The following is a 22810-nucleotide window of genomic DNA, read 5'->3' on the forward strand; positions in this document are numbered from 1 at the left end:
TCGTGCTTGGAGTCCACCTGCAACACCGCCTCATCCTGGCCGAGGTATTCCGGGGTGCGCAGCAGCTCAGCAACCTGGGTGGCATGCTCAACATCGGAACACACGACGAAAGCGACCGCGTTCACATGATCGCGGTTCTGGGAAGCCGCGTAGGAATCATAGTAGGCCTGCTTGAGCGCACGTAGCTGCAGCGCGTCACGCAACTGCTGCTCCTCAGAGGCTTCATCGGTCCCATATCCAGCCTTGCGGAACGCCAACACTGGGGCTTTGACATACTTGTCCTGGATCGCCCGGTAGAGCGGATACTCGAAGATCACATGATCGGTCTTTTTATTCACCGAAGCCGTCAAACCAATCGCCACTGCTGGATCAAGTTCCTTCAACGCTGCATTAAACGCCACCGCACTCGCCCCGTAGAGGTGAGATTCGTCGGCGATCACCACCAGATCATCAAGGTTCTTTAGGTAGTCGAAAAGCACGCCGGCGTTTTCATCAAACCGCCGCGGTTTACGGCGCATCGCATCCTGCGTAGCACCGCGGGTATCCCCCTCGGCTTCCTTCGGCGCGATGAGCTGCTGGATATTGAAGATAAACGCCAACATCGGGGTTTCCCGCCCAAACGAAAGCCGAGCCGGGCCGTTCTGCCGGGCAATCCACGCCGAATAGTCCTGCGGGGTGACCACCTCGGGCGGCACAACCGATCCCGTGATGTAGCGGGGCGCCCCTGGCGTGAAATTCTGCACCGTCTTGGCCTGCACCGTCTTGCCCGGGGTGACAATCACGACGTTACCAACTCCTTGGCGGCGCAGATATTCCACAAACGCCGCCATCAAATACGTCTTGCCCACACCCGTAGCAAGGTTCAACACCTGCATCACCGATGGGTCATAATCCCCATCAAGGGTGAAGATAAGCTTTCGTAGCGCTTCCTTGTTAGGAGCACGCAGATCGAACTCGGCACTAATCGACTCCAACATGTCCGAATCAAAACTAATATTCAGCCGCTTAGCCATCACAGCTCACCACCCTCGCTATAACGGAACACATCATCGGGCAACGCAACCACCCGCGCCCCCTTCACCAGTTTGCGCAAATGCTGACGCACCCCATCCATCACCGAGGTAGCTGCCAACACGATCGTCTCCCCGGGCTGGATCTGGGAGGCAAGCCAATCAACAATCTCGATCGTGGCCACGCCTTCTACCACCTTCAACAAGGCGTTACCGCGCCTGGCGTCAAAAATATAGTCATCATCCGTGTGCAGCAGCGTGAAGCCGAGGTTGGCGGCCACCGACCGGGTCAAGGTCTCACCGGTCGCGGCCGCCGTTAACATCACCCGATCTAGTGCGGGGTCGTAGTCGAAACACGCAGGCGAGAGGTGCGCCACCTGGAAGCCGCCGCCACCACGCCAGTTGACCACTTCCTTCGTGCGCTTCGTCTTTGAGGCAGCCTTCAGTGACTTTACCTCGACGCTCTTCTTCAATTCCGGATCGTCCTTAATCAGCTTGTTGAGCACGCTCGTGAACTTCGCGGCATCCTCCGGCGAGACACCATCAGGCAGCCCATCTTCCGTCGCGTCAACCCGTTCACCCTTCGTCCGCGTAATTCCGCCCGGGTCTTGATCGCCCACGACCTTCTCCAAGCGCGGACGCGTGAACCTCGTGAACGTCGACTCCAACAACTCACACGTCACCCAACGCCGCCCCATCTTCTGCGCCACCGCAGCAGTCGTCCCAGAACCCGCAAACACATCCAGCACAATGTCACTTGGGTCAGTAGATGAGGCCATGATGAAGCTCAGCAATTCTTCTGGCTTTGGAGTATCGAAAAGCTCGGGGGTTGGCATTCCGGGAAATAGGATCTTGAGGTGATTCTTAGCTCCTCGAGTACTTCCAGTTTTTCCAACAGAATGCCACGAATCACTCGGTGGAAGACCTGCCTGTTCCCACAGGTAGGTCTTCCTCTTCAATGCCGTCTCATCGTCGTTGAAATAAACTTCTCCCGTAGCCATTTTGGAGGCCATCGTGGTTTGGTCCCAGCGCCAGCCATTTGTTGGCGGTTCCAAGAAACCGCCAGAGGGCTTTGCGATTGGATATTTTAGGGCAGGGCGGTCTTTGGGGTTCTGTACGTCGCGACCGTCATACCAAGGGCCTCTAGGGTCATTGTCTGGATTCCGATAATGTGATTGCTTCTCCGGATCAGGAAGGTGGCGAGGCCGCCATCCCGGATTTTTTCCGTAGACACATATTTGATTCTTGTCCTTGGAAAAGGATCCCGCATTGTTGCTCGAGCTATCTGACGCAAGCCACGAGACATCAGCAACGAAACATTGCGGCCCGAACACCTCGTCCAGGAGAAGGCGCATTCTGTGGCTCTCCACGTCGTCAAGATGCACCCAGATGGAGCCGTCGTCGGCGAGCAACTTCTTCATGTGCAGCAACCGGTCGCGCATCATGGTGAGCCAGATGGAGTGCTCTAGGTTGTCCTCGTAGGAGGCGAATGTTTGCGCGGTGTTGAACGGTGGATCAATGTAGATCAGCTTCACCTGACCCACATATTTCTCGGCAAGCTCGGGCACGCGGGTGAGGGCTTCGAGGACATCGCCCGATTCACCCAAGATCAGCAGGTTATCGTCTTGTGGCTCTAGGTCGGCGCGCTCAGAATATTCAAACTCGTCACTCTTGAAAGTTTGTTTGCCCTCAACATATTCGTCATAGATCAGGGTATGGGTTTCGCAGTAACGCGGGTCTGAGGGGTCAACCCACGTGTAGCCGTACTTACCGGTCTCGGTGGGAATGAGAGCCTTGTCCTTGTTGTACCAGGTGAGCTGCAAGCGTTGATTGGCCATCTAGTCGGTCTCTCCCTTCATATCATTGAGGACAATCTCGCAGCTGTCGGGTAGCGAGCAGTTCAGGTATTGGCAGATGCGAAGGAGCGAGTCAGTTGTGACGTTTTCACCTTTGTTGAGACGGGCGATCGAAGCTACTGAAACTCCTGCCTCTCGCTTGAGGTGTTCCTTGTTTCGTTGTTTGTCAATCAGGAGTTTCCACAGGTTGGTGTAGTCGAGTCTTATAGTCAGCGTAGGTGCGTTCATGGCTTTTTCTGGCTCTTCCGGTTTTGACTTGTGTTGGGCTGTGCGGTACAGATTTAGGTTGTGAAAAAGAAATCTATTTATACCGCACAGCCTGATATTGATTTTACCTCCTTTAGAACCTCAAAGTCTTTTGGGTTTGGACGAGTTAGGCCTGATGGGTTTATCCCACGCCAGGATACGTGATAGTGACAACCACATCACCCGAAGCCTGCTACACGTAGGAGGACTCACACAAACCCTACAAGCCAAAATGTGAAGAGCCGTTAAAAGTGAGTTGAGGTTTGTCATTTCACCTGCTCTGGATTTTTCGGCCGTGAAATTTTGTCGGTTTGCGGAGCAGGTGGGGCGCCCGAACAATTACGAGCACCCCACCATGTAACAGCACACAAAATGTTGATTTTACGTCGCTTTACGTCGTTTTTTGAGTTAATTCGTCGTCGTTGCGCTACCTCGCGTTACTTTGCGCTACGTAGCGTTACTTCCTCGGCGTTGTGAGGTCAACAAATGCCTTGTCAGCCTCAACCGGTTTCTTCAGCAAATGCGCGGACATGAACTGTGCCATCGCATTCCATCGCTCTGTCTCCTGAGAACCGAAAGTGCGACTCCCGGCATATAATTCCAGCGTATTTTCAAGAATCGTGCGAGCATACTTCGCATTATCTGCTTCCTTTAAGGCGGGAACATATTCGGAGGCAATTTTTACGCTTTCCTCCGGATTCTTTTTCGCCCACTCCACGGCTTCCTTCAAAGCCTCAAGCATACGCACATAATATTCTTTATTTTTCTCAAGATTCGACGATAACGATCCTAGTCCCACGCCAACAAGGGGAAGTTCCCCTTGGGGAAGATCAACGGTTCGCACTTTCACGCCCTGACGCTGGGCGGCAACTGCATCAGAATTGCGGAAGCCCACAATTCCGTCGACCTTATGTGACGCCAAAGCGGCGGCCTGGGTGTAGCCGATATATTGAACCTTCACCTTTGAACGGTCAATACCTTTCTGGTTCAGCATTGCTTCCATTGTGTAATGATTTTCCCCGTAAGGCTGGGGAACTCCGATGGTGTGCCCTTCGATGTCTTTCGTCGTCTTTATTGGAGAATCTTCTGGCACGAGGAGGGTGACCGGATATTTTTGGTACATTGTTGCCCAGTTGACAACATCTACCTTGTTGCTACGGGCTTCCATCATTTCGTCTCCGCCCGCGAAGAGGACATCTTCGGAACCGTTACTTAATGCCGAAATAATGCCTTCCTGTGCGCCGTGATGGCGTAGTTTCACCGTCAATTTATGTTTGGTGAAGAGGCCTTTCTTTTCGGCAACATAGAAGGGCGCGAATTGAATATCGGGCACGTAGGTGAGCCCAACAGTAATTTGGGGGGAAAGCCCGCCTGAACCTGGTTTTTCTGCCGTGGCTTTACCTGAAGAGGAGCAGCCTGCCACGGCAACCAGGGTCGCAAGTAAGACGCCAAAGAGACGTTTCATCATATTTCTTTCTCTAGAACAATATTTTGTTAACTCGCGACTCTAGGGTTAGTAAGAGGAGGTACATCATAATCGCAGAAAATGCGGTGACGAAAACGATGGCGAACATGCCCGTCATGTCACCGGCAGGTTGTGCGTGGGCAAGTTGGGTGCCGAGCCCGTCCCCTCCAATAATCATTTCCCCGACGATTGCGCCCGTAATAGACAGCGTGAAACCTGTGCGGATTCCGCCGAGAATTCCGGGCGAGGCAAGGGGAAGAATAATGGAGAAGAGGAGCCGGAGGCTACCTGCCCCGTCCAGGCGGGCCGCAGATATAACGTCGCGGTCTACCTGGGATATTGCCACCGTCGTACTCACAATAATGGGGAAAATAACCATAATGATGCACAGTACGACGATGGGAAGGAAACCGTACCCAATCCACACAACAAGTAGGGGTGCTATCGCTACCGCTGGGACCGCTTGGGAGGCGGCCACTATCGGTTGAATTGCTTGTGCGAAACTTTTCCATCGTGCCATGGCGCATCCGAGCGGGATACCTAGTGCGGCTGCACAAAGGCTTGCAACCACAGCTTCCTGAAGGGTGAGGAGGGTCGCGTCCCAAAGGTATGCTGACCCGGTGTCCCCGCGGAAACCGGAAAGAATGCGGTGGAAAACGTCGGCGGGGTGCGGAAGATACACGGCTTGTACGTAACCGTATTCCGTAGCGGCATACCACAAGGCACCGATAGCAACAATAACCGCTAACGGTAGCGCGATTCGTTTCACCTGGTATGTTCGCGTTATAGCCACGTAGCTTATTCCCTCCTCGTTTTCCGTTGGCACGATAGGAGGGGTACGTTCATCGTGTGTTGCGTTGGGTAACACAAAGTTGTGACACCACATCACGACGATTGTATGCCACGTAGTGTGTGTGCAACGTGGCAACCACCTGACGGTGTTAGCTACCTCCCATCCGGACTTTAACCGTCGGTTAGGGAATTTCACCCTATCGGCCACATGTGTGGTTCGCGGACTATCACCGCCGGTTCAGATTTTCACTGACCCTGGAGCACTGTTTGTTACTTTAGTGCGTATGTGTACGGTTTGCAATGTTTTCTTACACGAATATGTTGGTAAGCGTGACGTTAAGGTGTGCGAAGATGCACTGCACTACCGGCTTACACGCTCAAGGCGAGTAGCGCGCCATATCCTCCTGTACGAAAATGCACTTTACTACCGAAGTAAACGGATATGCTGGCAAACGCGACCGTAACCTGTACGAATATGCACTTCAACTACCGACGTACACGAATCTGTTGGTGTATGTAGTTTTAGTGCTTGTGTGCGCGGTTCGCGAGGGAACGCAGAGTTTCGATTTCCGTGAAGGCATCTTCTGCTTTGTAAACAGCGGAGCCTGCTACGAAGTTGTTTGCGCCTGCTTCGGCTGCGCGTTCAATGGTGTCTCTGCTGATTCCGCCATCTACTTGGATCCACACATCTAAGCCGGCTGCTTCGATGGCTTTACGGGTTCGTGTAATTTTCGGCATCATGGTGTCGATGAAGGATTGACCACCGAATCCGGGTTCGACCGTCATGATAAGGATCATGTCGAATTCGTTAAGAATATCGATATAGGGTTCGATTCCTGTGGCGGGTTTGAGGGCTAGTCCGGCGCGTGTGCCTTTTTTGCGAAGTTCTCGTGCGAGGCGTAGGGGGGCTGCGCATGCTTCTGCGTGGAAGGTTACGGATCGTGCTCCGGCTTCTGCATAGACAGGTGCCCAAGTATCTGGGTTTTCAATCATAAGATGCGCATCGATGGGCAGTTGTGAATATTTCACTGCCGATTCAAAAATGGGCATCCCTAAGGCAAGGTTGGGCACGAAATGGTTATCCATAATATCAACATGCACATAGTCCGCGTTGGATATTTTGTCGAGCTCTGAAGCAAGATGTCCAAAATCGCAGTTGAGGATGGATGGAGAGATGAGGGTTGGTGGTGTTGGCGAGGTTGTCATCATTGATCCTTTCGAATGAGTGCCATAAACATTGCATCACTATGGTGAAGATCTGGCCATAGTTGAATATGTGGTCCGTCCCCAAGGGGCTTAAGTGCAAGTTGTTGGGCGTGGGGAACGAGGTTTTCTTCACGTGCGGCCGGAGTATTTGCGAGGAATTCGTCAATTATTGTGCGGGTTTCTGCAACTACCGGTGTGCACGTTGTGTACAGGAGCGCTCCGCCTGGGCGTAGCGCTTTAAATGCGGATGCAAGAAGTTCTCTCTGCAATCTTGTTAAGTCTGTAATATCGGAGGGTTGTTTGCGCCAGCGGGATTCTGGGCGACGCCGAAGGGAACCTAAACCACTGCAGGGGGCATCGACAAGGATTCGATCGAAATAATCGGGTTGTTCCTCCCCGATGGTGCGTCCATCTCCTTGACGTAACATGACACGCTCTGCCCACGGTGCGACGGCGTTTTCTACAAGGTCAAGGCGGTGTGGTTGAGGTTCGTTCGCGAAAATTTCAACACCTTCTGGGGCTGTGGAGGCAATCGTCGCAGTTTTTCCTCCCGGTCCTGCGCAAACGTCGAGCCATTGTGTGTCTTTTCCTTCGACGGGAATGGCGACGAATATGTCGCTAATTAACTGGGATCCTTCATCTTGCACGCCAGCACTGCCGTCTTGGATAGGCCATAGGCGATGTGGATCTCCTGATTCGAGGAGGACTGCTGAAGGAACGAGGTAGGGATCTTCCCACCCCATTTTTGCTCGTGTGATTCTTTCGCGTAGATCTTCGGGTGATATTCCTCTGCAGACGAGTGCAACTTTCGCAGCATCATTATTTGCGTTGAGCACTGCTTCTAGATCTTCTTCACGTCCGTCGAGCAGGAGTGCGCGTTCAAATTCTTCCACTATCCAACGTGGCTGTGAGTACCAGACGGATAGGAATTGAGTTCGTGATGCTGTACTTTGTTCAAGAATTGTTTTCCATTCGCTTGTGCGTTCATTAATGCGTCGCAAAATAGCGTTGACGAAACCTGCAGCGCCTTGCCCTAGTTCATTGCGCGCTATAGCAACGGTTTCGTTAATGGCAGCATGGGGTGGCGTTTTAAAATCTAAAAGCTGGTGGCAGCCTAGGCGAAGAAGCTGGAGGACATCGGAGTCAATGGCTTCAAAAGGACGATCATGAGAACTTCTGCTAATGATCGCATCCCACCGACCTCGTAATCTTAAGGTTCCGTAGGTTAAATTCGTGGCGAATGCTGCGTCCTGTTTATTTAAATATGCACGGCGTATGTGGTGCGGAAGAATAAGGTTTGCGTATGCGTCATCCTCCTCGACAGCACGTAACACGTTAAAAGCAACAAGCCTTGCCTTGCTACTGCGTTGTTTGCGTGGTACCCAACCTTCTGGGCGACGGTTTTTCATACACATATCCTCATCTGTTTATCTGCAATGTAGCTATTTTACATGCTTGGACTTTTGCTTTTATCTTCAGCACCTCGTTTACTGAAAATCAGGCTTTGAAATGTTAGGAATACTGGGAATCTTGCTTAGGTAGCTTACTCGACAGTTTCGCCTAGGAACCAAAACAGGTGCCTTGTTCCAAGCGTGCACCCCGTAACCAATCTGTTGCTTTCATCCATGTTTTTCCTGGCGGGGCGACCTCACCTAATCGGATAGGCATTGTACCGGTACCCACGTAACCTTCTGCTGAAATTTCTCCAGGCATGAGTTTTTCTCCTCCTACCACTGCTGTGCCCTCTAAAATCTGGCTTTTGCTTTGTTCCACATTCCCTGAAACTGAGCCTTCACCCTGTTTTTCGTGTGCACAAGCCTCGCCGTTGGATAGTGCATTATGTTCGAGACTCTGAAGTTTTCCGATTTTGAAGCGTTGCCCGTGTAGTGTTGTCCATGCTCCTGGAACGGGTGTTGCACTTCGTACACGCGCTGAAACAACTTCTGCTGGTTGTGTCCAGTCAATGTGTCCCCATTCGGATGTGAATTGTGGTGCGGTTGTGGCTTCACCTTCTTGTTCACGTGCCTGAAGTTCACCGTCTCCGATTTTTTGTAGAACGCGAGAAATTTGTTGTGCTCCTGAAAACGCTAAACGTTCAAGCAGTTCTCCGGCTGTCTCATTCGCTCCTATCTGGGTTTCCTCAATATCGAAAACAGGGCCCGTATCCAAACCCTCACCAATGCGGAAAATCGCTGTGCCGGTATGGGTGTCCCCCGCGGCAATTGCGTAATTCACGGGCGCAGCTCCCCTCCAGCGAGGCAACAGCGAGAAATGAAGATTAATCCACCCGTGTGTTGGTACATCAAGAAGATTTTTCGGAATAATCACCCCGTATGCGACGACGACAACCGCATCCGGCGCTAATTCTCGAATAAGGTTTTCGCTTTCTTCACCGCGAAGATTTTTTGGCGTGTACACGGGTATGCCGTGTTTTTCTGCTGCTTGATGTACTTCGGATTTGGTCAGTATACGTTTTCTTCCACGTGGTTTTGGTTCACGTGTCAAAACAGCACACACCTCATAACCGTCGTGTAAAAGCTGTTCAAGGGAGGGAACAGCGGTTGCGGGAGTGCCGGCAAATATAATTTTCATACCATGTTGTCCTTTCGACATTGAGGGGTTTAGGTTCTGTATCGGGCGGTTAAGTTTATGAATTGAGCAGTTTACTTTCTGTATTGAGCAGTTTACTTTCTGTATTGAGCAGTTAAGTTTCTGAATTGGCGGTTAAGTTTCTACATTGAGGGGTTAAGTTCAAGTTTGAGGGAGCCACCAAGATGTTGCGCGGCATATGAGCCGTACACATCCCGAGCTAACATCCCGTATTTTCTTTCGTGTTCGCGTGGATAGCGAATATATACGGTGTTTTCACCGGGTCTGCTCCCAGGAACCGGCCCCATGAAATCAACATTTTTTGTGATCGTGAAGGAACCACCCCGTAGCAATTCCGGCTGCCATTCGTCCGAAAGATTCCCTTCACTAGAGCCAGCGGAGTTTGTATTTCCGGAGGCGTTATTATGCGCACCGGTGGTATTTCTACCTGCGAGTTCCATTGCAAGAATTTTATCGCGCACCATGGCGAGGTATGTTCGTACATCTCCTGTTTTACCCGAAATAGCAAGCCAATGCTTTGACGGAGGTAACTCTAAAGCCTTTCTTTCGTCAAGAAGTTCACCTGCTAACACCCCCATATTCCATGTTGTTAAGGGTTCTATCACTTCCGGTGGTGCTCCCCCGCTAAGTAATACATGTCCACCTTGGCGAGAAGGACGTACACGGGTGACAATATGTGCAAGTTTGCGGATAAAACGCATGTGAGAACCGAGCCCGTAACCAATGAGGTAACGCGAATCTACGACGATTGCTGCCGCATACCCCTTCTGGGCACGTGGTTCAGCACCGGGGGTTGCCACAATAATGCGTGAAGTATTATCAACACTCCATACAACACCGTCCGGTGAGTGTGTGCCGGATAAAATGATTCCCGTACCGGGGAATGCCCGACCTATTTCTTCGGCTGTTCTTTGCGAACCAATACGTAAAGCCCGCAATGTTGTTCCGTGACATTCTGGGCATCTCCACTGCCACGAATACCAACCACATCGAACACAGGTGTAGGGATCTTCTTGACGTTTTTTCGACATGTCCCCACCACATTCCTGGCACACTGCATGAGTTCGACAATTCGAACACACGAGAAATGACAGGTATCCAGCATGAGGTACAACAATAAGAACGGGACCTTGCGGTAACGCCTGGCGCATGAGCTGAAATACTGCATGAGGAAGGCGCGAATATTCTTCCGTCGAATGGCTCCATTGACTCGGAAGAGAAACCGCAGGCATATAGTCCTTACGAACCTCAAGTTTTCCCTGAAGAAGTGAGAGAAAACCGTTTCGAACATACTGCATGTTTTCTTCACTAATGTAGGAAGCCATAGATACATAAGCGGCGTTTTCGTGCTCACTACGAACAATGCACACATCCCTTGCATCAGAATATGGTGAACGCAGTTCACGCAGATGTGGCGAAAGATCATCCAGTAACAGAATAAGGCCAAGATTTTTAACGGGCGCCCACAATGCTGCACGTGTGCCTACAGTGATACGTGTGGATCCGCGCAACGTACGGATAAAAGAACGATACCTATCCTCGTGAGTGCCATCAGAAACAATAACACTCACTTCTTCACCCACCTGCGTTTCGACCTCGGTTGCTAGAGAACGTGCATGGCGGGTTAACGGCGTTATCACCAAAACACCTCTGCCACTATTTCTACATGCAATGATTGCTTCCATAACGAGATTCGTCGAAAATTGTAGGCCTGGAAGAAGACTGAGTACGGCCTTCGGAGATTGCCCTCCATAAACCTTTCGGAGGAACTCTTCCCCACCCTCATATGCGGCCCACGCCTGGCCTCGAAACTCCGAGGGGCGAGGATTCTGTGCCTCAGGTTCATCACACACAGATTTTTCCGCACGAGCATGGCGTTCTGGAACGGCAAGACGTAAAATATCGGACACTCCGCTTGCTTGACGCGCTGCCATTAACCGTACCTCTCGATATATGTGTTCTTTCAACACAGGTATTTTTCCAGGTACTGATTCAATGGTACGAAGATGATGCGCCCATCTCGATGTGGTTGTTCTTTCAACAATAAAACCGGAAACACGCTGGCTACCGACACGAACCTTAACACGCATTCCAACTTGTGCCTGATTATCAAATCGCGGGGGAACAAGATAATCAAAAACTTTATCCATGTGTGGTTGTGGCATAACAACATGAACACGCGCAACGGGTTTATCAATGGCAGAATCGACAAAAAGTTCCTGAGGGGCGCACTCAAGAAGCGCTTCCTGATCCCCAAATGAAGGAAGAGCCGTTAAATCTAAGGTATCCATGTCCATATGTACACCCTAGTTTACGGCTCCCTCATTATTTTTTCCTCGAACTGCGCAACTTTAACGCAACATTATATTGCGCGAAGCAATTCCTCCACCCGGTCAGTGTTTTCCCACGTAAAATCGGGAAGTTCACGGCCAAAATGCCCGTATGCCGCGGTTTGTGCATAAATCGGACGCTTCAAATCAAGGGCTTCAATAATTGCTGCAGGTCGGAAATCAAACACCTTCTTCACCGCATTTTCTATGCGTTGAACATCCGTGGTTTCCGTGCCGAATGTTTGAACACTTACGGACACCGGATGCGCTCGCCCAATAGCGTAGGCAACTTGAAGCTCGCAACGTTGGGCCAAACCGGCAGCCACAACATTCTTTGCCGCCCAACGCATTGCATACGAGGCGCTGCGATCAACCTTTGAGGGATCTTTTCCAGAGAAAGCGCCCCCACCGTGGCGCGCCATACCGCCATAGGTATCCACAATAATTTTTCGGCCGGTAAGCCCCGCATCTCCCATCGGACCACCGATAACGAAACGCCCGGAAGGATTGACGAGAATCTTCATATCCTCACAGTCGAGAGAAATATTTTCCTCACGCAAAACAGGTTCAATCACCTGTTCTTTAATAACCTGAGCTAACCATTCCTGAGAAACATTCTCGTCGTGTTGCGTCGAAACAACAACGGTATCAACAGAAACAGGTGTGAAACCTTCATAGTTAATGGTGACCTGGGTTTTTCCATCCGGACGCAAGCCCTGCACCACGCCATCTTTACGCACACGGGTAAGCCTTTGCGCGAAACGATGCGATAAATGAATAGGTAAAGGCATCAAGGTTGCAGATTCACGGCACGCAAAACCAAACATGAGGCCCTGATCACCTGCGCCCTGAGCGTCGAAACGATCCGTTCCCTCATGCCCCTGCCGAATCTCTAAGGAAGTATCAACACCTCCGGCAATATCTGGAGATTGTTGCCCAATAGATGTTGTTACACCGCACGAAGCCCCATCGAAACCGACCCGGGAAGAGGTATAGCCAATCTCCTTGAGAACACGGCGAACAATATGGGGAATTTCCGTATATGCCTTGCTTGTTACTTCGCCGGCAACATGAACCAGCCCGGTAGTTGCCATGGTTTCTAAAGCCACTCGTGACCCCGGATCTTCCTCTAGTAGCGCATCCAAAATGCTGTCAGAAATAACATCACAAACTTTATCTGGATGCCCCTCAGTCACAGATTCCGAGGTGAAAGGCTGGTAATACACCATGAGTTACCCCTATTTATTTGGTCCCGATCTCCCAATCGAGTTTACCTTCAACAAGTTCTTCAAAAGCAATAGAAAGGGGCTTATCCTCAGCGGTTGCAGGGACGAGCGCACCATAATGTTCAATATTGGTATCCCCACCACTTGCCATTTCCTGACGGTAGGAATTGATTTGACGTGCGCGATCGGCCGATACGACACAGAGGGCATACTTTGAATCAATTTTTCCCAAAAGGTTATCGATGGGAGGATTGGTAATTCCTTCGGGTTCCGGAACTGTTCCGAACATTCTGTTCCTTTCCTACGCGTGATTTTCACGCATTATCAGCCTACTATTTTATACGATTTCGCCCATAATGTGGAGAATTTCCTCGGTGGCACGGGCCACTGAATCATTAAGGACGACGGCATCAAACTCATTTTGGGCAGCCATTTCTTCTCGTGCCGTGACCATGCGACGCGCGATAGCCTCTTCATCTTCCGTCCCCCTACCGTGCAAACGTTCTTCGAGATGTTCGACGGATGGCGGCATTAAGAAAATTTGGTACACGTCCGGCATTGTTTTCCGCACTTGACGCGCACCGGCAAGATCTATTTCAAGAAGTGCAGTTTTGCCTTGCTTCAACGCCTCTTCAACCGGTTTCCTCGGTGTTCCGTAGTAGTTTTTACGGTGAATAAATGCCCATTCGAGCATATCGCCCGCATCAACCATGGCTTGGAATTCGTCGTCGGTAACAAAATAATATGATTCACCGTCCACTTCACCAGGACGCGGTTGGCGTGTGGTGGCAGAAATAGATAACCAAATATCTGGCTTGCGTTTCACAAGTTCTTTGACAACTGTTCCTTTTCCAACGCCAGATGGTCCGGCGATGAGGAAAGCTCGATGGGTGGGATGGGGTGAAGTTTGCGTCGTCATGATGTAATTGTACATAGTTGTGTGGCCGGCTCCTACGCGCCGACCACACATGTTTATTCCGAGGTTTTTCCGGAGTATCTTCCAGGATTTCTTCGGGAGTTTCTTCCATAGTTTCTTCCGGAATATCTTCCGGGTTTCTTACGGTGTCTCTTCCAGGATTTCTTCGGGAACTTCCTTCTGGGTTTCTTCCGGTGTTTCTTCCAGAGCATCCTTCCGGGTTGCTTCCGGTTCCTCTTCCAGAGCTTCTTCCGGTGTTTCTTCCTGACCGCGTTGTAAAGCAGCAATCAATCCAGCATCGTCCATCTCAACATCAACCTGTTGCGAAACACCCTGCTGAGCATGAGCCTCTTCACGTTCGATAATATCGGCGGCTCTATTCATAACACCCATGACGAAACCAACGGACTTATCCGTTGAAAGAAGGCGAACGAGTCCCGCCCATTCCACAATAACCGCTGCGCGTTTCGTACCCACATACATGAGTTCCGCTATAGCTCCGCGCAAGCAGTTACGATCTACGGTATTCATGCGTGGCAAAGACCAATCTTCCGAAGAGGCCTCAATCATTGTGTCCACGTCGCCAATGTGAGCTGCATAGGCACGAACAATTTCTACACCAAAACCCGAAATGGGGGTTTGTGCTGTTGATAGAACCTGGCGTTCTTCAAGGAGTGCTAATAATTCTTCGCGAGAGCGCAAGCCTTTTTCGTCGGCCTCGAAAAGTATATCCAAAGCGCGTTGACGTTGTGTTGTCCGCGCAGTTCTCCGATTTTGCTTTGCCATGGCTAGGCGCGGGAAATATAATCGCCCGTGCGTGTATCAACCTTGACCTTATCGCCAATGTTGAGGAACAGGGGAACCTGGATTTCAAAACCTGTTTCGAGGGTGGCGGGCTTTGTGCCGGCGTTGGAACGATCACCTTGAAGTCCGGGTTCGGTTTGCGCAACTTCAAGGACGACGGATGCCGGAAGTTCAACGCTCAACACAGTTCCTTCGTGGAAAGCTACGATAGCGCGCTGATTTTCAAGAAGGAAGTGAGCCGCATCGCCAAGAACTTCAGGGGTGACGGGAATCTGTTCGTAGGTGTCCTCATCCATGAAAATATAATCGGCGCCGTCGTTGTAAAGGTATTGCATGTCGCGACGATCAACTGTTGCAGTTTCAACCTTCACACCCGCGTTGAGTGTACGATCGACGGTTTTTCCAGAGAGCACGTTTTTCAACTTCGTACGAACAAATGCTGGTCCCTTACCGGGCTTCACATGCTGGAATTCAACAACCTGCCAAAGCTGGTTATCAAAGACAAGAACCATACCATTTTTTAAATCATTACTTGTTGCCACGAGGCTTCCTTTCGATAATTGCAGCTATAAGGATACATGGATAATGGCGCATTGTGTGCCATTTCCTCGAATTAGCGCCTTTTTTCACTCCTGAGGGAGAAGGCGCATAATCTTTCTCACCACCCTAATGGGCGCTCCCCCGTCAGAATGCACCGTTTCACGGGCGACTGAACGATAGAGATGATTACGTTCCCGGCTCAATTTTTCCAAACTTGCCCTGGGGTTGTGGACAAGAAGGGGACGAACCGTGCGTGAATTCGTAATACGTTTCGTTAATACGTCCAGAGATGCTTCAATGAGGAAAACAGGGTGGCGACGCAGGCGTTTTCGTGTTTCAGAATTAAGTACCGCTCCCCCTCCGAGGGAAAGAACACCGTGAAAATTTATTAAAGAATGTTCAATCACGTCAGCTTCAAGGGTTCGGAAAACTTTTTCCCCACTTTCTGCGAAAATTTCTGGAATTTTTTTCCCCGCGTGTTTTTCGACGAGATCGTCGCTATCAGCGAAGGGAACTCCGAGTTCTTTTGCAAGAAGTTTTCCGACGGTTGATTTCCCAACCCCTGGCATACCAACAAGAACTGCTCTAACGCTCACTGCCTCACCTCTGGAATAGAGGACATTATAGCATTCAGTGATGCGCGAATTTGCTCGATACTATCACCACCGGTCCGCTTCAAAAGCTCCTGGGCAAGAGTCAGTGCCATCATTGATTCGGTAATCACCGCTCCTGGAACAACAGCTGTTGTGTCCGAGCGCTGATGAAGGGCTTTTGTTTCCTCACCCGTTTCTGTATCAATGGTGCGAAGTGCGCGCGGTACCGTCGAAATGGGCTTAAAACCAACACGTACACGTACGGCTTCACCGTTACTCATTCCGCCTTCGATACCGCCGGCACGGTTGGTGACGCGATGTGTATGTCCATCCTCACGAACAATTTCATCATGAGCTTCGCTACCGGGGCGATGTGCGGTGGTGAACCCATCCCCAATTTCTACAGCTTTCACGGCTTGAATGGACATCATAGCACGCGCTAATTCAGCATCGAGACGGCTGTAGGGTGTGACGTAGGAACCCAATCCTTGGGGAACATTATATGCAATAACTTCGACGACACCACCTAACGTATCCCCCGCTTTCCTTGCGTTATCGACCTCGTTACGCATGGCTTCGGCTGTGCTTTTATCAAGGCAACGAACATCGCTTTCGTCAAGAGCTGCAGCATCCTCGGGAGTAGGAATAGGACTGACGGTATCTTCCACGGTTCCCAGGGAAACAACGCGGGAAATAATATCCACAGCGCATGTTTGGCGAAGAATCTGGCGTGCCACTTCACCGGCGGCTACTCGCGCCGCTGTTTCACGTGCCGAGGCACGTTCTAAAACATTACGTGCATCATCAAACCCGTATTTGTTCATCCCGGTAAGGTCTGCATGTCCCGGACGTGGTTTGGTGAGTTTTTTATTTCGCGCAATCTCCTGAACATCGCCTTTACCCGCATCTTTGAGAAGAAGTGAGGGATCAACTGGATCTGCACTCATCACAGCTTCCCACTTTGGCCATTCGGAGTTTTCAATAACTATGGCGATAGGCGAACCTAAAGTGTAACCGTGGCGTACTCCTGAAAGAACACTCACTACGTCCTGTTCAAACTTTTGCCGTGCTCCTCGACCGTAACCAAAACGCCTGCGAGCAAGTGCTGCTCGAATATCACCGCTTGTGATTTTTAGGCCAGCCGGTACTCCCTCGAGAAGGGTGACGAGTGCTTGGCCATGAGATTCTCCAGCTGTAGACCATTTAAACATGGTTATATTGTCCCATATAGATAGCGAATAGGAGAAAATGTGACCAGGTGGCTGAACAGATCCACGGTCCAAGAGGAATGTGAATTCTTCCTTTCCCTCCAAATATCTTCCACATTCCCCACGTACCACTTCCTATTAAGGCACAAAGAATGATAGAAAAAATCGCTATTCCACACGATAGTGCCACCGCTGCACATAGTTTTACATCTCCATATCCAATAATTCCACGGCTGGAAAGCATATAGCCGATAACACATATGAGGAAAGCGACACCGATTTTTAGGACAACGCCACCAGCTCCTGCCGAATACACAAGAGCAGATAAAGCAATCCCGAATGTTAGGGTATCTGGCAAAAGGTACAGAATATTATCGATATGCGAAGCAAGAACAAGTAAAGCGCTCATTACCCCCGCACACACAAGAAAACTGTAGTGAAGCGACGTTCCTATAGCTGGAGGATCCCTGAGCGAATATTCACTATTTTTCCAGCTAAAGAAGGAAGTGGTGTGAATATTCCAGCTCGATAGAACACCACCGCCTGGGCGTCGATTCCCAAAAAAGTATCTCGGGATAAATACCGCACCACAAGATGCAAGAAAGAATACAGTTGCTGAACACAGGAATGCGCAAATAAATACCAGCGATGCCGCACCTTTGCTCAACACGCCACGAAAGGCTCTTTCACAAGAAAAAAGAGGCGGCAACCTTGCATCAACAATGCTCCTTAATACGTCCATATCTGGAGCATACACACGTATTTTTCGACGACGAAAAGTTATCCCCAGGAAAAAGAAACGTTACAGCCGCCTTTTTCCTGGGGATAACTTTGACAATAGCCTGCTATTTTTTCGCGTAATCTGGATGTTCGGCGTACCACTTGCGGAACTCTGCCTGGAACTTTTGTTGTTCGGCATAGTCGTGAGTGAACTTTGTTTCGCCCGTTTGCAAATTCACGGTTGTAAAGTAAAGCCAGTTGCCGTCGGCCGGATGTTGAACAGCTTTAATTGCCTGTTCACTTGCCGCACCAATCGGGGTGGGAGGAAGGCCTTTAATCTTATATGTATTGAAGGAATTATCGTTATTCAGCTCATCACGGCTAGGAACAGATCCTGTTTTGCCTACACCGTAGAGAACTGTGGAATCCATCTGCAGCCGCCCGGCAACCTCAGGAGCATTATCCCCAAGACGATTTTCAATCACACGGGCAACCTTAGCGAAATCAGCGGTTCCCGCTTCACGGTCAACAATTGAAGCTTTTATTAACACGGATTGCCACTGATCTTCAGGGACGCCTAAGCTCTTCAAACCTGCAACACGCTTCTTTACCATGGTCGAAAGCACAACTTCGAGTTTTACATTGGGGTCAAAATCGTATGTTGCCGGCGCAAGCCATCCCTCAATGTTTCCACCGGCTTGCGGAGGAAGCCCGATTGCTTTCGCATTCTTCATGGCCTCATCTATGTCTTTGGCATCGAAGCCCATAATATTCACCATACGATCACGTACCTGCCACTTGGTGAAACCTTCAGGAATCGTGATTTTCAACTGTGCAATATTGCTGGGATCGAGAAGCGCAGAAAGAGCTGCCGCCGCGCTCATTTTCTTCTTTAACTTGTAGCTTCCCGTTTGGATCGCTGTTGCGCGCGGATCCTTTTTGAAAGCATCGACGAAGGCCGTCGCCGAAGAAACCACACCGTGTTCTTCCAGGATGCGTCCCATGTCTTTACCTGTGGCGCCCTCAGGAATACGTACCACCACATCGGTTGTTCCCTGCCCCGTATAATCTGTTACAGCTGACGACCCTGAATAAAATTGTTGACCTACAACAACCATTGCTGCCGTTAATACAGTTACTAGAAGAAGAGTAAGTGTTGCCGTGATAATACGGTTACGACGCCGTATTTCCCTGCGGTGTTTTTTCCGCATGCTGGCATATTCTTCCGGTGTGAACTCTTCAAATACGTCGTTCATTCTTCACTTTCTATTGGGGCATCATCCGATTCTTGTATCCGACGGCGGATAAAGCTCAAACAATTCTCCAGGAGCACGCCCTGTTCGTCGCTCTGTTTCCAAGGCATTATCCAAAATCAGGGTTGCGGCCACCTGGTCAACAACGGCTTTATGAGCACGTAACTCTTTACCTACAGAATGAAGTTTCTGATGTGCCGTTACCGTGGTTAAGCGTTCGTCAACCATGCGAACGGGAACAGGAGCAATTCTTTTGGCAACTCGACGAGCCCAATTACGTGCCATTCTAGCAGAGGCGCCTTCGCTTCCGTCCATATTGTAAGGTAAACCGACAATGACTTCCAAAACATTTTTTTCACGTACCAGTGACATAACTTCGTGAATGTCTTGTCCGCCCGCGCGGAATGTCCCGACGGGAGTGGCTAGGATTCCATCAGAATCCGATATTGCCAGCCCTGTTCGGGCTTTTCCAACATCGACGCCTATGCGTACGCCACGTCTCATTTACTGAAGTTCCTCCACAATTGCGCGGAAGGCTTCATCAATCTTTGTAATATCGCTACCGCCACCCTGGGCTAGTTCGGGCTTACCGCCACCGCCGCCGCCCATAATCTTGGCGGCCTTGGCAACGAGCTTGCCGGCCATCAAACCACGTTGACGTGCAATAGGAGATGCGGCCACAACAATATTGGGGCGTTCGTTCACAATACCGGTGATGACAACAACGTAATCGTCGCCATCAGAAAGGCGTTCCTTAACGCGCGTGGCAAGTAGTCGCAGATCGTCGGCGCTGTCTACCGGCCCAAGATCTGCGCGGTAGACGACACCTGAACCAATCTCGCGGCCTTGAGAAAGAACCGTATCAACCTGCCCAGCAATGCTCTGCTGACGCAAGGATTGAATCTGTTTTTCGGCATTGCGCAACTTGGTAAGTACATCGTCGATACGCTGAGGAAGTTCCTCGGGGCGCACACCAAACATGCTCGTGAGCTGGGATACGAGAGCACGTTCACGCGCACCTTGCGCATAGGCACCTTCACCCACAAGAGCTTCGATACGACGAACACCCGAACCGATGGAGGATTCACCAAGTATAGTGACCATCCCGATTTCTCCGGTATTCGGCACGTGTGTACCACCGCAAAATTCTCGGCTCCACGCATCATCAATGGACACAACACGCACAATATCGCCATATTTTTCACCGAAAAGCATCATGGCGCCCATATTGCGTGCTTCGTCAATATCGTGGAGCGATGCTGTGACTTCAAGATTTTCGCGCAGGCGTTCATTCACACGCGCCTCAATTTGGCTCATAATTTCCCCAGAGATCTGTGATCCGTGGCGGAAATCGAAACGCAAACGTGAGGGGGCATCTTCCGAACCCGCCTGTGTTGCCTGCTCACCGAGGAATTCGTGAAGAGCCTTATGAACCATGTGGGTTCCGGTATGAGCCTGAGCAATCTGGTGACGCCTCAATTTGTTAATTTCCGCATGAACGACGTCCCCTACAGCAATAGAGCCTTCCGTGACGGTTCCGCGGTGTACATATAGGCCTTTAACGGGAGCCTGGACATCGTGAACATCCACAATTCCCCCGCCCTGGGCGGAGATAAGTCCGTGATCGGCAAGCTGCCCACCGGCTTCGGCGTAGAACGGGGTGACGTCAAGAATAACATCCACGTGGCTACCGGTTGTTGCAGCCGGAACCTCTACCCCGTTTTCCAGAAGAGCAACAACTTTTGCTTCCGAAGCCGTTTCACTATATCCCGTAAACGTTGTTGGTTTGCCGGCTTCTTTCAAAATGTCGTGGTAGATACGCGCATCGACATGTCCGGTTTTCTTCGCCTGAGCGTCTTTACGCGCGCGGTCCTTCTGTTCCTGCATAAGCGCACGGAAGCCTTTTTCGTCGACCTGGATTCCCTTTTCTTCCGCCATTTCTAAGGTTAAATCAATGGGGAAACCGTAGGTATCGTGAAGTGTGAAGGTTGCCGATCCGGGAAGAATTGCATGCCCGGATGTCGCCAATTCACGTGCTTTCGCAACCGCGTTTTCGAAGATCTGCTCACCTGTTTCCAGGGTCTTAGAGAAGGCGTTTTCTTCTTCTTCGGCGACGTGTCGAATAATGTCAAAGTTACGTTCAAGTTCCGGATAGGATTCTTTCATTGCGTTCTTGGAAACTTCGACGAGTTGCCCAAGAACAGCGTCTTTTACGCCAAGCAAACGCAATGAACGCACAACGCGCCTCATAAGCCGACGCAACACATACCCGCGCCCATCATTTCCGGGACGTACCCCGTCGTTAATCAACATCATGGAAGAACGGACGTGATCGCCAATAACGCGCATACGCACGTCGTCGTCCTCAATTTTTCCGTATTCCTTGCCGGAAAGTTTCTGGGTAAGTTCAATAACGGGCCAGACTTCGTCCGTTTCGTACATATTGTTTTTACCCTGAAGAAGGAAGGCAATACGTTCGAGGCCTGCACCCGTATCGATTGCGGTTTGGTCAAGTTCGCCAAGAAGCGGGTAATCAGATCCGCTTCCTTCTCCACGACGGTATTCGTCGAAAACGAGATTCCAGACTTCGAGGTAACGATCCCCGCCCGGATCAACGGTTCCGCCCACGGCTTCGGGACCAAATTCTGGGCCTCGATCATAGTGGATTTCACAGCAGGGACCTGCCGGGCCTGGTTGCCCTGTGGACCAGAAAATTTCTTCGCGGGTGAGCTTGACAATATGTTTGGGGTTCACACCAATATCGAGGAGTTTCTTGTAGGATACGTCGTCATGTTCCCAAATGGTGACCCACATGCGTTCTTTTTCTAGGCCGTATCCGCCCTCATCAAGAGAGGAGCACAGAAGCCCGAAGGCAAGGTCGATAGCGCCTTCTTTGAAATAATCGCCGAAGGAAAAGTTTCCGCACATTTGGAAGAAGGTTCCGTGGCGTGTGGTTTTTCCGACGTTGTCAATATCGTTGGTACGGATACATTTTTGTACGGAGGCTACACGGGGATGTGGGGCCTTTTCGGTTCCAACAATATAGGGAATAAAGGGCACCATACCGGCGATGGTAAACAGAATCGACGGGTCGGGTGAAACCAAGGGAACTGAGGGTTCAATATGGTGATTATGCTTGGCGAAGTAATCGAGCCAACGCCGACGGATTTCTGCTGAACGCATGTTTCTCCTCGTAAACAACATTCTGGGAGAAAGGCCTCCCCGCAACTATTATATGTTCGTGTTGCGATATTAACGCACACATGCAGGGCCGGAACCCTTGTGGATCCGACCCTGCATGCTAATAATTCACTAAACCGGGGTTTAGCGTGAGTAGAATTCGACGATCATCTGGACGTCGGCTTCAACCGGCACTTCGTGACGCTTAGGGCGACGAACAAGAGTGAACTTCAACTTTTCGAGTTCAACATCCAGATATTCGGGCACGCGGGGCAGGACATCACGATGTGCGCCCTGGGCGGCAACCATAAACTGTGGTGAAGTCTGTGACTTCGGCTTCACCTGAATAACCTGACCGGGCTTCACACGGAAGGACGGGAGGTTAACAATAGAGCCATCTACCAAAATGTGACGGTGGGACACAACCTGGCGTGCCTGCTGGATGGTGCGTGCAAATCCTGCACGAAGAACGAGAGCATCGAGACGCATTTCGAGGAGCTCAACAAGGTTTTCACCGGCCAGACCTTCCTGGCGACGAGCTTCATTCCATACCTTACGCATCTGTGCTTCACGGATACCGTACTGTGCGCGAAGACGCTGCTTTTCCTTCAAACGGATAGAGTAATCGGAATCCTTGGTGCGTCCACGGCCGTGTTCGCCGGGACGGTAAGGACGGTTTTGCATGTAGCGTTCAGCCTTGGGCGTGAGCGCAATTCCGAGTGCGCGTGACTGACGAACAGTCTTGCGGGCGCGATTTGCTGCCATTTTTTCTCCTGTTAGTGTACACAACTCTTACCGGCGGTAAGAGCGCGGGGCCAACACAATTCGGCTAAGACCCCAGATGTTGTGAAAACA

Annotated in this window: 21 protein-coding genes and 1 riboswitch; all 21 genes read right to left on the bottom strand. The window is 50.7% G+C overall.

The window, feature by feature from the left end; genetic code table 11:
- Positions 1–1013 (bottom strand): DEAD/DEAH box helicase (locus G445_RS0106300; RefSeq protein ID WP_022866702.1); only part of this gene is annotated, 1013 nt, incomplete at its 3' end.
- Positions 1013–2848 carry a site-specific DNA-methyltransferase gene (locus G445_RS0106305; protein WP_022866703.1) on the bottom strand — a complete coding sequence of 612 codons (1836 nt, stop codon included), beginning with the start codon at positions 2846–2848 and terminating at the stop codon, positions 1013–1015. The genes G445_RS0106300 and G445_RS0106305, both read right to left, overlap by 1 nt.
- Positions 2849–3094, bottom strand: coding sequence for a helix-turn-helix domain-containing protein (locus G445_RS0106310; RefSeq protein ID WP_022866704.1), 246 nt, complete (start codon positions 3092–3094; stop codon positions 2849–2851).
- 475 nt (positions 3095–3569) lie between these two features.
- Positions 3570–4580, bottom strand: a complete 1011-nt coding sequence (locus tag G445_RS0106315; RefSeq protein WP_022866705.1) for an ABC transporter substrate-binding protein — start codon at positions 4578–4580, stop codon at positions 3570–3572.
- 10 nt (positions 4581–4590) lie between these two features.
- The gene (locus tag G445_RS0106320) at positions 4591–5370 is read right to left on the bottom strand and encodes an ABC transporter permease (RefSeq protein ID WP_026421009.1); all 780 of its coding nucleotides are present in this window, start codon (positions 5368–5370) and stop codon (positions 4591–4593) included.
- Positions 5371–5517: 147 nt separating this feature from the next.
- A riboswitch (FMN riboswitch) is annotated at positions 5518–5637 on the bottom strand.
- A 254-nt stretch (positions 5638–5891) separates the two neighbouring features.
- On the bottom strand, positions 5892–6578 hold the full coding sequence (gene rpe / locus G445_RS0106325; RefSeq protein ID WP_022866707.1) for a ribulose-phosphate 3-epimerase: 687 nt from the start codon (positions 6576–6578) through the stop codon (positions 5892–5894).
- Entirely contained in the window at positions 6575–7984 is a 1410-nt protein-coding gene (locus tag G445_RS0106330) for a transcription antitermination factor NusB (RefSeq protein WP_022866708.1), read from the bottom strand. Before G445_RS0106330 ends, rpe begins: the two co-directional genes overlap by 4 nt.
- A 151-nt stretch (positions 7985–8135) precedes the next feature.
- On the bottom strand, positions 8136–9167 hold the full coding sequence (fmt, locus tag G445_RS0106335) for a methionyl-tRNA formyltransferase (RefSeq protein WP_022866709.1): 1032 nt from the start codon (positions 9165–9167) through the stop codon (positions 8136–8138).
- A gap of 140 nt (positions 9168–9307) precedes the next feature.
- Entirely contained in the window at positions 9308–11482 is a 2175-nt protein-coding gene (locus tag G445_RS0106340) for a primosomal protein N' family DNA-binding protein (RefSeq protein WP_022866710.1), read from the bottom strand.
- A gap of 65 nt (positions 11483–11547) precedes the next feature.
- Positions 11548–12744, bottom strand: a complete 1197-nt coding sequence (gene metK / locus G445_RS0106345) for a methionine adenosyltransferase (protein ID WP_022866711.1) — start codon at positions 12742–12744, stop codon at positions 11548–11550.
- Between the two features lie 13 nt (positions 12745–12757).
- The gene (rpoZ, locus tag G445_RS0106350) at positions 12758–13030 is read right to left on the bottom strand and encodes a DNA-directed RNA polymerase subunit omega (RefSeq protein ID WP_022866712.1); all 273 of its coding nucleotides are present in this window, start codon (positions 13028–13030) and stop codon (positions 12758–12760) included.
- Between the two features lie 48 nt (positions 13031–13078).
- A complete protein-coding gene (gene gmk, locus G445_RS0106355) occupies positions 13079–13660 on the bottom strand; it encodes a guanylate kinase (protein ID WP_022866713.1) in 582 nt (193 codons plus the stop codon).
- 138 nt (positions 13661–13798) lie between these two features.
- Entirely contained in the window at positions 13799–14443 is a 645-nt protein-coding gene (locus G445_RS0106360; RefSeq protein ID WP_022866714.1) for a transcription antitermination protein NusB, read from the bottom strand.
- Between the two features lie 2 nt (positions 14444–14445).
- A complete protein-coding gene (efp, locus tag G445_RS0106365) occupies positions 14446–15003 on the bottom strand; it encodes an elongation factor P (RefSeq protein WP_022866715.1) in 558 nt (185 codons plus the stop codon).
- 84 nt (positions 15004–15087) lie between these two features.
- Positions 15088–15597: a shikimate kinase gene (locus G445_RS0106370; RefSeq protein WP_022866716.1), complete on the bottom strand. Its 510-nt coding sequence runs from the start codon at positions 15595–15597 to the stop codon at positions 15088–15090.
- A complete protein-coding gene (gene aroC, locus G445_RS0106375; RefSeq protein WP_026421012.1) occupies positions 15594–16805 on the bottom strand; it encodes a chorismate synthase in 1212 nt (403 codons plus the stop codon). The genes G445_RS0106370 and aroC overlap by 4 nt, the downstream gene beginning before the upstream one ends.
- Positions 16798–17544: a prepilin peptidase gene (locus G445_RS11525; RefSeq protein WP_156825568.1), complete on the bottom strand. Its 747-nt coding sequence runs from the start codon at positions 17542–17544 to the stop codon at positions 16798–16800. Before G445_RS11525 ends, aroC begins: the two co-directional genes overlap by 8 nt.
- A gap of 103 nt (positions 17545–17647) precedes the next feature.
- Positions 17648–18778, bottom strand: a complete 1131-nt coding sequence (mltG, locus tag G445_RS10095; protein ID WP_022866718.1) for an endolytic transglycosylase MltG — start codon at positions 18776–18778, stop codon at positions 17648–17650.
- 21 nt (positions 18779–18799) lie between these two features.
- Positions 18800–19279, bottom strand: coding sequence for a Holliday junction resolvase RuvX (gene ruvX, locus G445_RS0106385; protein WP_022866719.1), 480 nt, complete (start codon positions 19277–19279; stop codon positions 18800–18802).
- Positions 19280–21958: an alanine--tRNA ligase gene (gene alaS / locus G445_RS0106390; RefSeq protein ID WP_022866720.1), complete on the bottom strand. Its 2679-nt coding sequence runs from the start codon at positions 21956–21958 to the stop codon at positions 19280–19282.
- Between the two features lie 141 nt (positions 21959–22099).
- On the bottom strand, positions 22100–22720 hold the full coding sequence (rpsD, locus tag G445_RS0106395) for a 30S ribosomal protein S4 (protein ID WP_022866721.1): 621 nt from the start codon (positions 22718–22720) through the stop codon (positions 22100–22102).
- Positions 22721–22810: the final 90 nt, after the last annotated feature.

Origin of the sequence: Actinotignum urinale DSM 15805 (assembly GCF_000420445.1) — a bacterium.
Classification (GTDB): Bacteria; Actinomycetota; Actinomycetes; order Actinomycetales; family Actinomycetaceae; genus Actinotignum; species Actinotignum urinale.